We start from the raw sequence: 12,470 nt of genomic DNA on the forward strand, positions 1-12,470 counted from the left end.
GGCTAAAGAGGCAATCATGCGGCTATCGGCAAACCAGCTAAGCCTGGGACGAGTGCGAAAATACGGGCATCGCTTCGGTGCCTGGTGGGTAAGCGAGCTCCTGCAGTTGCTTCCCGGAAGGCTGGTGGAGCTGTTTTCGCACCGTGAACAGCGGTATCTGGCTGTCGCTTCCGACCAAGGGACGGTTATCCTTGAGCTCCTGAACGGCAGGCGGTCGTTGATCGGGGCTGATCGGATCGCAATGTCGGACGGCGGCGCATCGGCATGCATTGATCGATTCCTGACCGACCGCGGGCTTGATCGGCGCGATGTCGAGATCGGAATCCGGCTTTTGCCCGAAAGCATATTTGCCAGACGATTGGTGTTGCCGGCGGAAGCGCGCAACGATGTCGAAGCAGTCGTTGCCCGAGATCTCACGAACAAGACTCCGTTCAAAATGGATGACGTCTATACCGATCATTCTGCAGGGAACGACACCGAGGATGAGCGATTTGAAGTCTGGCAATGGGTCGTCCGTCGTCAATTTGTTGATCTTGCTCTGACACCGCTCCGGCTCGGAATGGCGGATGTCAATTTCGTCTTGTCGGACAGCAGCGCGGCCACGCAGCCGGTGCCGTTTGTCAGCTTGCGGCGGGGCGCGGAGATCCACTCGTCCTGGACCGCGCGGCTCTCGTCTTTTCTCTGCTGTAGCGCGGTATTGCTGTTCTTCGTCGCACTCGGCCTGAAGTACTGGAACCAGCAAGTCATGCTGGACAGCCTCGAAGCAGAGATTGTGACAGCAGGCGCGAAAGCCAAGCAGGTTCGTGGCCAGGTCGATCAGCTGCAGGAGAAGCGTGCCTCCCTTCTTCGGTTGCGGCTGCAACGGAGTGAGGCTCCAGGATTGGGTGATCTATGGGAGGAGACGACACGGATACTGCCATCGCATTCATGGCTGACGGAGTTTCGGCTGACGGAATCCGCAGACAAGCACGAGCAGCAGCTGTCATTGACGGGGTTCTCCGGTGCGGCGCCGAGCCTGGTTGGCATCGTCGATAGCTCGCCGCTGTTCATTGACGCAACGCTGACTTCTCCCATCGCACTCGATGCATCTGAAGGCCGCGAACGCTTTGCACTGCAGGCGAAGGTGAGGCGCTCCGAGATCAAGGATATCCCGCGATGAAGGGGATACTCACTGATGGCCGGCGCCGTCGGCAGCTATTGTTCATAGCGGGAAACTTGGTGGCGTGTGCGCTGGTAGCCGGCATCGTTGTTATCCCGATCGTGACGTTCTTCACCGATCGCGATAGTCGCATTGCAGAACAACAGAAAGTGCTTGCGCGGCTGTCGGCGATTTCTGCCCAGGCTGCGGCGGTGCAGTCGATCGTGTCCGATACCAAGGCCCAGATGCAGGGTGGAGAGTTCCTGACCGGGCCGAATGAGAGCGTGATCAGTGCTGACCTCCAGACACGCCTGAAGGCGCTCGCCGAAGCGGCAGGTGCGCGCTTGCGTGCTGTCCAGGCGCTCCCCGTCAAGGTCTCGGATCAGATCAGATACAGCGGATCACGGATCGAGATCTTTGGACCGCTTCAATCCATTCTCCGTGCGGTTCATGCGATCGAGAATGCGAAGCCGTATCTGTTTGTCAGCGGTGCGACGTTGAAGATGGTCCCCGCAACCGGGCAGGGAGGGATTCAGGAACCCGGGATCCAGGCGCAACTGGATATTTTCGGTGCCATCCAGGTTGGAGGTCAGCCATGAGATGGCAGGGCGCTCCGCTCCGGGCCAGTGGTCTGTTGATATTGCTGGGAGTCAATGCCGGCCTGGTGGGATGGATCTGGAGTCTGGCTGCATCGAACAACGCAGCCCGTATCGACGGCAGTCGATGGGCCGTCAATTGGTCCGACATCGGTGCGAAGGCAACCAATCAGAGGCCGCTCAACAGCTATCAGCGGATTCTGGCGCATCCTGTGTTCTTCAAGTCGCGCGAGCCCTTCGTTCCTGCACCATCTCCGCCACCGCCGTCTCCAGGAGCGCCGCCGCCAGTCGTTCTGGCTGATCCCGGCCTGGCGGTCGGCGGCGTGATGATCAGGAACGGCTCGAGCAAGGCCTATTTGTATAGCAAGGCCGGTATGGGCGCTGGGTGGAGTGGTGAAGGCGAGACGTTTCAGGGATGGAAGGTCAAGTCGGTCGAAAAAGGTGGCGTCAAGCTTGAGCAGGCCGGGCGTTCGATCGAGCTACTGCTTTATCCCGGCGAGTGAGGGGTGAGCAATTGCATGCGCGAAGATGAGGATGCGCAGGATTGGTAGCGGGCGCTGCTGGGCGACTACTGCTGGGTTTTGGGCTGGGGTGGTGGGCTTTGACTGGAAGAATGTTTGGACGTCGGTCGCGCGAAGGTACTAGCGCGGCCTCAAGAAGGGCCGTGGTGGCCGCAATCGCCGCAGCGTGGATCGGGCCGCTGGCCGATTGGGCGTGGACCTCGTTCGCTCCCAGGTAGGCGGCGCCATCCGACGAGGTGATATGTCCGCTCGTGATAGCCGTCGAAGGTGATCACTCGCACGCCTCGTGCCACTCATACAGGTTGTCGTAGAGCGGTCATGCACGCGACATATCTTCTCTTGGTCTCGCGACCGGACACACGAAACTCGTGTGTGGCAACGTCGCTGAACTCACCAACCAAGCATGGGTACATCAATGATGTGGATCAACACCAAAGCCAAAGCGACCAGTCTGATGCGACGAGCAGTCGCTCTTGTATGCGCTACCTTGCTTATGCTGGGTCTATCAGTGACAGCGTATGCTGATGCGTTGACGCTTCAGTGGCAGCAAGATGTTACAGCGTCCTACGCTGGCGATCCTCAATATGGGAACGCATCAAGCCCTATCGGCTGGGGTTACATGGATCCAATGGTCGTAACGATCCCAAGCGGTCCAAACGCGGGCCAATATGCCCTCGTTTTCTACTCCTGCACCAACTCGAATGGGGTGCCAAAGTCCTTTTATTGCGTCTATCTTACCAAGAACGGCGTGGTTGCATCTGACGCGATGATTATGGGCCAAACCGCCCTTCCCAGCGGTCTCACGGGCGCCGAGGCGTACCAACCTCCCATGCTCTTTTTCAACAGCAGTACCAACACGATCTATTTGGCATTCTGGGTTCTCACAACCGATGGGCGTTCGCTCGTGCAACTGTTTTCCTTGGTCCCGCCGGGCTCTCATTGGACGGCGGTCAGCAGTTACGTTGGCGATGTCGGTAACTCCTTCAACTATCTCGGAGGCGCGATGGATCCGAAGACCGGTGACATCGTCATCGCAGGCCATGGCGAAAGGCCGAATGTTCGGACGTTAGAAGTGACAAAAGTCACAGCTGCGAGCGGCTATGCAACCTGGGCACCTTCGCAGATCGTGACCTCGTATCCTACTTCACCAGCAGCGTATTGGAATCCAGCGTATCCGCACGTCGCGATCCGAAGTGATGGGATCGCACCAAGCACTGGTGGCACGCTAAGCATTCTTGCAGTGCTTGCCAATGGTGCCCCTTGCGTAGATCCTGGCAAACCGGGCGATGGGCTCATTACAACAAGCTATAAAGACGTTGTGAATTATGAGGGAAAATTCGGAGGGGCAATCTCTGGCACCTGGAGCGATGCCGCACCTGACGCCGGTGCTGATGGGCATGGAGACAGCTGCTATTGGGCGAGCGAACGGTTTCCACTTGCGCATTTCAGTGACGGAACCTCCGTCTATTCGATCGAGCGAGCGACCGATCTGATAAGCTACGATCCAAACAACAAGTGGGGCTCCAATGCGATGCCTAACTGGAACCGTCGCTTCAAATTGTACAAGGATGGCGCGGTCATCGTTGCCGATCTCGGATCGCTGTTCACGTCGTATTTTACCTACTCAAGCAACATTGATGCGATGTCGATGACAAAACTGGACAACGGCAACTTTGTATTCTTTGCCAACAACCGTGGACCAGCCGGCTACAGCTTGCCCATAACTTATCCGAATTTTGGCGTGACGTGGTCGAAAGATCTGTCGACGTTTGCTCCCGCACAATACATCGCCACCCTGTTTGGGCCTGGCACGAGTGTCAAGGTTGCTCAGCCGAACAGCAACGGCATGACGTCGGTGCCCTTCCTAGACTTTTTCGTTTCCGGCAATATGTATAACGCCAGTAACGTCAATACCGATCATCAATTCAGGTATTGGCGATATACGCTTCAGTAGCTGAACGTCGCGAATCGGATCGAGCGCTAGCTCGGCTCGAGAGGCGACGAAGAAGAAAAACAAGGCGCGAAGAATCGGGAGGCCGCCAGCCGAGGCGGCCTCCTTCTTCGTTTTATCGCAGTCCGGAGACAGATAGCTGATCTGCGCGATGGTCGATGCGGCTGCGATTTCGACCAGTGTGGCCATGAGTCGAGTGTTTCCTGTCAGCTGCAGCTCTTCGATGAGTACCGCGGCGGCGGCATGGATCCCGCGATGCTCTGTAGTTTCGGTATGCGTCCAGTTTCGTCGTCGGCTTCTCAGCCCGATGCGGCGACTTTCGCAAGCACTCCGGTTTCGAGTTCGGAGCATTCGCATGGTTGATGTGCGCAGTTGCCCCTCTTGATAGCTTCACCTGTACTCCTACCAATCGTCGAAGGGAATGCAGGGGATAATCTGGCGGTCCAGATACAAGTCGCGATTCATCGTCGAGCTTGGGGACAAACCACGGCCGTCGGTGCCGCCTTCAAATATCAGCAGACTTGGGAACGCTATGGCAGGCGCCGGTAGGCCATGGCCAGTAACCACGCCGCCTGACGAGACAAACCTGAGAGTCACTCCCAGCTGGCTGGGCAGTGAGGAAACGCTGCCACGGCCATGCACCAAAGTGAAAACGGCCGCTGAGAGTCGCTCCGCTTCCCATTCCTTTCCGGTGTCATAGCCAGCAGCTGACGCATCGAGGGCGCTCAACTGGTTCTTGCGACGAAGCATTTTGCAGGCGACGAAGCATTCTGAATTGCCGTCTAACCTATTGATTCGATTGGACGCCGAACCGGCCCGGAATTCAGAACCGACGTTGATATTGCTTGAAATCCTCGCTGATTTTGATCCCGCCATTCGGAGGTTCGATCCCTCCCGCCCCAGCCATCCCGTGCGCGGCAGCTAAGTACCTGAAAAGGCACGTGTACTGGCCGAAACTGGCCGGCTTCCGTGCGCTGGCATCCGTCTCCGTGACGTCGACAGCATCCGGGGCGAAAGCATTGAAAATCTCTCGCCCGTCGCTGCAAGTTCCCGTTTTGGCGGCGAATCCGCCGATTCGATCGCGGCTGCCAGCCAAGACGGTCGTCCTGGTTGACCGTCTTCGGCCAGGAAAGCGCGGCGCGGCCGGCCAGCGTGAGATCCGGTTGCTGCGGTTACCGCTCCGCGGTCAGCGGCGCGAAGCGCGAACGCCAGACCTCAGGCATTTTCGGCGTCTCGAATAACCTCGAACGGCAGGGACGGGACGTCGTATTCGGTGATGTCCAGCTTCCAGATGTGGTGGTCATCCGTGCCGCCGGCCGGCGCAAATCCGAGCTTCTTGTACAGGTCGCGCACCAACCCGTTCTTGGCGGTGGGGAGGTAGCTTCCCTCCAGCGTGTCGACGCCATTCAAACGGCAATGGCGGACGAGCTCGGCAATGATGGCTTCCTCAACCCGTCTGCCGAGGACGCGGCAGCTCATCAACCAGGTGTCGATGTCGTAGGTCGTGTCCTTCTTTCGCGCGATCACGACGCCGATGACCCCGTTGTCGCCAAAGCGGTCGCGAAGCCTGATCTGGAAGGTCAGGCAATCGGGCGAACGCGACATGGTCTCGACTTCGGAATGCGTGTAGCGCCGCGTCGTCAGATTGAACTGATTGGTCTTGTTGATGAGCTGCGCGATCCGCCCCAGATTGACGGCATCGAACGCGTGGAATTCGATCGTCATGCCGAGCGACGCCAGGAATTCTTCCATGTCGCGGGACTTCGCCGACAGCTCGGCGCGCTGGGCATTTGCCTGATAGAGGTCGCCGCGCTGACGATCCTCTTCGGAAAACGTCACGGCTTCGAAATAGCCCGCGTTCAGGAGCGTGCGCGCGTAGAGCGAAGGATCGGTGGGCAGCTCGGGCACGGCCACCATCGGCAGCGCCTCTCGGACCTGGCTCCGCTCGGCGGGGTTGTCGTCGAGCAGCACCATGGAATCCAGCCCGATATTTAGCGTCTTGGCGATCGCTTCGATGTTGGTCGCCTTGTCGCTCCAGTTGGCCTGAAAGACCGCAATATGGTCCAGCTTCAGCAACATCTCGGGATGTTCCCGGAACGGCTGTCGCGCGACTTCATCCGTATTCTTCGAGGACACCGCCAGGATGACGCCGCGATCGCGCAGCTGAAGCGCCGTTCGCTGGATTTCGGAGAAGGCTTCTCCGACCCCGTCGCCCTGTCCGAGAACGATCCCTTCGAGTCCGTCGTCGCCGATCGTGCCGCCCCAGATCGTGTTGTCGAGATCGAGCACGAGGCATTTGCGGGCGTTGCCGCGGATGGCGCCAAGCAGGCGTCCAACATATTCAACGTAGACCGGCACCATCGTTTGCGCGAATGGCAGCTTGTAGAGATTCCACTGCACGGGATTGTGCCAGTTCTGGGTGCCGATCGATTCCGCCAGGGCGGCGACGTCGAGTATGTAGTCACCCCGCTTGGCGGCGAGCTCGCGAAGGCCGTCGTTAAAGTCCTGAATCTGGCGACGCAGCGACATGGATACTTGCGCGTCCATGCTTCCGAACAGTGGTTGCGGAGGGCAGGCAACGGTCTGGAAAATGACCGGCACCCCGGCGCCGCGCTCGAGACCTTCACGTATCATGCCCACGTAGTCGAGGGCGGACTGGTTCGACGAGCTGCTGCCGCCGTCGTTGAGGGGCAATCCGTGAAAATCGAGCGCCAGCAGAACGGCGTCGGGCTTGCAGGAGTTGATCGCAGAGGATGAATCGAGCGCTTCCTGCACAACCTGATCGTAATCAGCTTGAGTCACGTGGAGCAGGACGCCATGACGCGCGGCGCCTGCGGCAAGGGCAGGGGCGAACAGGCATGTCGTACCGTTGCCGAGCAATCCAAGATGAAATTCGCGAAGCGGCGAAATCGCCTTCTTCTTGGTTCGCGCGCGTTCGATGCTCTTCGAAAGGCGCGTGAGCTGGTCCGTGTTGAGGTTTTTGGCGGCAAGTGCGGCGATCTCGGCGCCGTTCGGCTCGTCGGATGCGTCAAGCACGCTGCATAGCGCCTTGAAGTCCGTCGGCGGCGCCTCTAACCAGGGCAGTTCTTGAAGCTGAAACGTCATGGCGTCGACCCTAGGATGGAATCATTCTTCTAGAAGTTTGGATCCGGCGGTGCCGCTGGCTATCAGTTTCTCACCCGCGTACACCCGAAACTTCAGGCTGACGGTATGGGTGGATTGCGACACATGAGTGAGCTCGCCGTTAAAGGTCGCTTCCTCGTCGATGTAGAGCGGCTTGTTGAAGTCGATCCGCCAGCTCGTCGCCAGCCCGAGGTCGCCCGGCAAGTGCATTCCGACCAGATGCGAAAGTCTCGCGACCGTGAGCGCGCCGTACACCACCGGCCCGGCGAGACGCTCAGGGTGCCCTTCGATGTCATGCCGCAACCCGCTTCTTCAATGAAGAACTCGGTTTGACGATATCGGATTCGCTTTGGCCGCAAGGGAGTCCGGGAATCTCGTCGCTTTTTGTTGGCCCGGGACAATTGAATCGATCTCCTTCGGGCATCGGCTCTGAACCCACTTTTGCCCTGCTGTTGCGAGAATGGCATCGCGGAAACATCGACCATTTCCATAGCTGGCACGAGGACGGTCAATTGGCCCTCCGAACGGAGATCCAGCCGCCGCTTGCCCTGTCCGCGGCACGATCGAGCCTGAGTATGTCTTCTGCCGGTCTGCCTCCTCAGCCAAGCCGCAACGTGAGATTCTACTTCTCCGCGGCGCCGCCTGCCGACCTTTCGATCATGCTGCACGATAGTAAAGGTGGATCGACCATCTTTGGTCCGGGAGATATCGCTCGCGGACAAGACATTCAGTTTGAAGTCGGATCGCTCGGCCGGATCGTCGAGGTGATCGTCCCGCTTCGGTCGAACAGCGCGGCGCGCCCTGTAGATCCGATGTCGATCGACCGGATTGAGTTTATCGCACCTTCCTGCGCGGCTGGGTGTTCCGCCTCCCTTACCACGGTGGAGCGTGATCATTTCAGCCGGCACACGGTTCTATCCGAAATCCCTTGGCTGGAAGCTTGGAACGTTCGCCCCGCCGTACTGACGTCCCACGGCGGCAACACGCTCGTTCAGGACTTCGGCGTCCCGGGAAAGGTTTGGAAGTTTACTGCCTTCAATCACCCCGCCCTCGTCGATACGCATGTGCCGCTTGCCGACCAGAAGCAGAGCCATGCCTACCACTCCGACCTTTTGAGAAAGCTTGGGGTGCTCGCGGTCTGGTCCTATTTTCCTGTGGATGTGAAAGACATATTCGCTGTTCCTGACGGGCCTGAAGTCCAGCACGGGCTGCTGCCGCTCTCGTCGACCTATCAGCAGCTCTACGATCTACCTCGTGCGACAGCGCCAGCGTTGGACACTAGCGGTGAAGACAAGTTTGATGCGTCGGCGCGAACCTTGCTCGCGGATATTCCCGAGGACGAAAGAAAGGAGCTCTATTGCGGTCCGAGCTGCAACACGGCTCAGGGTAACGCCCTCGCAATGCTGATTGCTTCTCACCTCCAATCGATCAGCCGCGGCAAGAAAGTGAAGGGCCTGATCTACACCCATTTCGGCTCCGAGGACGGAACCGCGGTTTTTCGGGCCTCGCCGGAGGAGCCGGTGACGCCGGCCGTTCGGAAATGGATGCGACGGTTTGCAAACTACGTCTATGACTTCGACGGCTCGATCGGTACCGGCCGGCGCATCTGGTCACCCCCGGCGAACACGTGGGTTCGGTACCAGGTGATGCATTCCAACATCGCCTCTCACCTCGCAATCGACAAATCCACGATCTCGATCACGCCGTGGACAGACCCGGTCACGCAAACAACCTGGCCCGATATGCGCGCCGGCACGCGCGACCTTCACGGACTCACGGTTTACGTTCCAGATGTCGAACACGCCTCGGTGAGGATCGGCGACAACGAGACGCAATCATTTACCCGCAACCCGCCGGATGAAACCGGCAGGACGTCGATCACATTGGTCGACGATCAGGCGCCGACCTCAATCATCGGCCGGGTCTCCTTGAAGGACCGCGCAAGCATCGAAGCGCTATCAGGAGATTTCACCGACGCATCGGCAGCCAATTCCTATGTCAGTCTTGCAACCGACAAACTCGGCGACGCAAGCGTCGTTATCAAACCCTGGCGGCTCGACCTCTGGAACACGAGCCACCTGCAGCTTGCTGTTCGTAAGCGCTGTGCAAGCAAGGATGGCGAGAGCTGCCTCGGATCCCGTTTCAAGATTGAATTGCTGATGCAGGATGGCGGCACGGTTTCCATTCTGGAAGATCAGCCACCGGATAGGCGTGTGTCATCCAGCACATGGTCTGTCCCGCGTCTGAAAAAGCTCGATGAGTGGGTATCGCATACGCTCGATGTGACGCAGTTGGCTTGGACCAAATTCATCGACGAGGGCGACGACTGGCGTCGGCCACCTCTCCCGCTCGGGAGGGTCAAGGAGGTGAGGGTGTCGTTGATGAACGCGCCTGCCGGCACGACGCTCGACGTGCAAAATTTCAGGGCTTTGCGACCCTCCGGGAACGGTCAGGCTTCAGACGGGTCCAAGTTGGTCGCGGGCCGCGTCACCCTGGACGGCCGGATGCCCGCGCCGGGAATGGAAGTACGCGCGGCGACAGAGTCCGGACGCATCAGCTCTACCGCGACCGATCAGGACGGGTATTATTTCTTCCCCGGACAGCCGAATGGGCAAATCGTGAGCATCCGCGCTCAACTGGGCTCCCGGCAGTGCTTCCCAAGGCAGGGGCGCCGCATCGAGATCGGCAAGGACGAAGCCGAGCTCGACATTGAACTGGGGCGGAACCTGCAATTCTCGGGCAGATCATCTCTGTCTCCAGCCAATGCCGTCGCTGATCTACAAGCTTGCGAAGCGATGCCGGAGCTTTTGGTGCAAGAGCGGTAGTTGCCGATATCGTTTGGCGAGGAGCCTTCCGCCGTGTTGACCTGCGAAAAATTTTGCGGGTTAGGGTCGCCTGAATCGTCGCAGTTCACCGAGAGCTCTCGCGTTGCGCGAGGTGGTGTCAGCTCACTTCGTGCACCGTAGCAAACGCAAGCTCTGCAGGATGGCCCGCCGCGAACGCTCGGCACTGCGCAGGCATTCACGCATCGCACTGCGGACGAGACAATTACAACGGGAAACGCCATAAAACTGCAATGGCGCGATGCTATCCTTCATTGCCTGCCACGCGGCAGCTGCAATCAATGTCCGCAGTGCGTTCGCCTCACATGCATCGCTCATCTTATCAACGGCTCGTTGTGACGGCGATGGCGGCGATGCTCTCGTCTGCTGCGGACGCGGCTGAATTTACCATCGTCAACGCCTCGAACACGCCGCTGCAGCACCTCTACATTTCGCCGTGCGGGGCAGGGCAATGGGGGCCGGACCAGTTTGCCGGGGCGTTGCCGCCTTCGCGATTTCACACGGTCTCGCGCATCGTGCCGGGCTGCTACGATATCCAATTCGTGGTTGCTCCCTGGAATAGCTGTGTCCTTGCCGGCGCGTCGCTTCGCCGCAACGAAGTCTGGAAGATCACACAGTGGACGGTGTTCGGCTCGCAGAGCGGCGATTGCTCGCATGTCGCGCGCTATGTTCCCGCGGCTCGACGTGCGTGGGTCTGGCAACCGGCTTCAAGCCCCGACATGAAGAGAGAGTGACGTGGCAAAGGTGCTGGTGACCGGCGGAGCCGGATTTCTAGGTTCGCATCTGTGCGAGCGGCTGGTCGGGCAGGGCCACGATGTGCTCTGCGTCGACAACTACTTCACCGGCAGCAGGGCCAACATCGCGCATCTGATCGGCAGTCCACGCTTCGAGATCATGCGCCACGATGTGACGTTTCCGCTCTATGTCGAAGTCGACCAGATCTACAATCTGGCGTGCCCCGCTTCGCCGATCCATTACCAGTTCGACCCGGTGCAAACGACCAAGACCAGCGTCCACGGCGCCATCAACATGCTCGGACTTGCCAAGCGCGTGAAGGCCAAGATCCTCCAGGCCTCGACCTCGGAGGTCTATGGCGATCCGGAAATCCATCCGCAGGTCGAATCCTACTGGGGACACGTCAATCCGATCGGGCTGCGCTCCTGCTATGACGAAGGCAAGCGCTGCGCCGAGACGCTGTTCTTCGACTATTGGCGCCAGCACGGCCTCCGGATCAAGGTTGTGCGGATATTCAATACCTACGGTCCCCGCATGCACCCCAACGATGGTCGTGTGGTGTCGAACTTCATCGTCCAGGCGCTCGGCGGCAACGACATCACCATCTACGGAGATGGCCGCCAGACCCGCAGCTTCTGCTACGTCGACGATCTGATCGAGGCGATGATCCGGGCCATGAACACGCCCAACGATTTCACCGGGCCGATCAACATCGGCAATCCCAGGGAGTTCACCATCCGCGAGCTGGCCGAGCAGGTCATTGCAATGACCGGATCAAGAAGCAGGCTGGTGTTCGCGCCGCTGCCGTCCGATGATCCTCGTCAGAGGCAGCCGGACATTTCGCTGGCGCGCGCTGTGCTGGGCTGGGAACCGACCATTGATCTCGGCCGTGGCCTCGAGCGAACGATCGATTACTTCCGGAGCCAGTTGAGAGCAGCGGCCGAATAGCATCCTTTGAGTTCGCCCGCCCTTGCACGGTTGCGATCGATCAAGCCGTCCGGCGGCGCCAGAAAGCGTGCACCGTCAGAGTGACCTTCAGGACCGGATCGGCGGCAGTTCGCTCGGTTGATCCCCCCGGCTGCACCAGCAATGCGTCGACGAACACATAGGGCGCGCCGCTTTCAAGCCGGTACAGCAACGTCTGCAATGCCGCCAGCGAGGCATTGAGGGAGATCTGGAGCCTGATGGCGTCGTTCTTGTCGTCGCGATCAGCGGGAATCCCGGACGAGACCAGCACTGCGTGCTGGTTCAGCACCAGTTCGGACAGATAAGCCTGGAGCTGCGCGGTGGCGAGGCCGCTGGTCGGCGCATCGAGGAAAGCCGCCGCCGGCGCAGCGAGGCGTTGGGTCTGTGTACGCTTGTTGGCGGTCGGCCGCGAACGCAGCTCGAGCGCCGCCAGTTCGTCGCGCTGTTCGGCGAGGTGCTGCAGGGCGCTGGAGCGTGCCTGCAACGCGCCCGCAATCGCGATCGCGCAGATCAGCAGCAGCGCGCAGAAACCGCCGGTCGCGAGAACTTGCTCGCGGTTGATGTCGAAGTTGAGGTTCAGCTTCGCCTTCAGCACGC

At 59.7% G+C, this 12,470-nt stretch carries 11 protein-coding genes; 7 read left to right on the forward strand and 4 right to left on the reverse strand.

Translation table 11 applies throughout. From position 1 onward, the window contains the following. The first annotated feature begins 16 nt into the window (after positions 1-16). The 4 genes from JQ573_RS05010 (at position 17) to JQ573_RS05025 (ending at position 4,209) form a co-directional block, all read left to right on the forward strand. Positions 17-1,159, forward strand: a complete 1,143-nt coding sequence (locus JQ573_RS05010) for a PilN domain-containing protein (RefSeq protein WP_212311452.1) — start codon at positions 17-19, stop codon at positions 1,157-1,159. Further along, a complete protein-coding gene (gspM, locus tag JQ573_RS05015) occupies positions 1,156-1,737 on the forward strand; it encodes a type II secretion system protein GspM (RefSeq protein WP_212311451.1) in 582 nt (193 codons plus the stop codon). The genes JQ573_RS05010 and gspM (JQ573_RS05015) overlap by 4 nt, the downstream gene beginning before the upstream one ends. Then, positions 1,734-2,237: a hypothetical protein gene (locus tag JQ573_RS05020; RefSeq protein WP_212311450.1), complete on the forward strand. Its 504-nt coding sequence runs from the start codon at positions 1,734-1,736 to the stop codon at positions 2,235-2,237. The genes gspM (JQ573_RS05015) and JQ573_RS05020 overlap by 4 nt, the downstream gene beginning before the upstream one ends. Before the next feature lie 433 nt (positions 2,238-2,670). Then, positions 2,671-4,209, forward strand: coding sequence for a hypothetical protein (locus tag JQ573_RS05025; protein ID WP_212311449.1), 1,539 nt, complete (start codon positions 2,671-2,673; stop codon positions 4,207-4,209). A gap of 399 nt (positions 4,210-4,608) precedes the next feature. On the opposite strand, the gene JQ573_RS05030 is transcribed toward JQ573_RS05025, so the two are convergent. From JQ573_RS05030 to JQ573_RS05040, 3 genes are all read right to left on the reverse strand, one after another. Then, on the reverse strand, positions 4,609-5,082 hold the full coding sequence (locus JQ573_RS05030) for a hypothetical protein (protein ID WP_212311448.1): 474 nt from the start codon (positions 5,080-5,082) through the stop codon (positions 4,609-4,611). Positions 5,083-5,421: 339 nt separating this feature from the next. Further along, a complete protein-coding gene (locus JQ573_RS05035; RefSeq protein ID WP_212311447.1) occupies positions 5,422-7,086 on the reverse strand; it encodes an HAD-IIIC family phosphatase in 1,665 nt (554 codons plus the stop codon). 246 nt (positions 7,087-7,332) lie between these two features. Then, a complete protein-coding gene (locus tag JQ573_RS05040; protein WP_212311446.1) occupies positions 7,333-7,632 on the reverse strand; it encodes a hotdog domain-containing protein in 300 nt (99 codons plus the stop codon). Between the two features lie 26 nt (positions 7,633-7,658). Between JQ573_RS05040 and JQ573_RS05045 the strand changes: the two genes are divergently transcribed. From JQ573_RS05045 to JQ573_RS05055, 3 genes are all read left to right on the forward strand, one after another. Next, positions 7,659-10,154, forward strand: coding sequence for a carboxypeptidase-like regulatory domain-containing protein (locus JQ573_RS05045; RefSeq protein WP_212311445.1), 2,496 nt, complete (start codon positions 7,659-7,661; stop codon positions 10,152-10,154). 362 nt (positions 10,155-10,516) lie between these two features. Beyond that, the gene (locus tag JQ573_RS05050) at positions 10,517-10,906 is read left to right on the forward strand and encodes a hypothetical protein (RefSeq protein ID WP_212311444.1); all 390 of its coding nucleotides are present in this window, start codon (positions 10,517-10,519) and stop codon (positions 10,904-10,906) included. A 1-nt stretch (position 10,907) separates the two neighbouring features. Then, positions 10,908-11,855: a UDP-glucuronic acid decarboxylase family protein gene (locus tag JQ573_RS05055; RefSeq protein WP_212311443.1), complete on the forward strand. Its 948-nt coding sequence runs from the start codon at positions 10,908-10,910 to the stop codon at positions 11,853-11,855. A 40-nt stretch (positions 11,856-11,895) separates the two neighbouring features. On the opposite strand, the gene gspM (JQ573_RS05060) is transcribed toward JQ573_RS05055, so the two are convergent. Beyond that, positions 11,896-12,468 (reverse strand): type II secretion system protein GspM, encoded by a 573-nt coding sequence (gene gspM / locus JQ573_RS05060; RefSeq protein WP_212311442.1) that lies wholly within the window; start codon positions 12,466-12,468, stop codon positions 11,896-11,898. Positions 12,469-12,470: the final 2 nt, after the last annotated feature.

This window comes from Bradyrhizobium sp. AUGA SZCCT0105 (assembly GCF_018129565.1).
Taxonomy (GTDB): Bacteria; Pseudomonadota; Alphaproteobacteria; order Rhizobiales; family Xanthobacteraceae; genus Bradyrhizobium.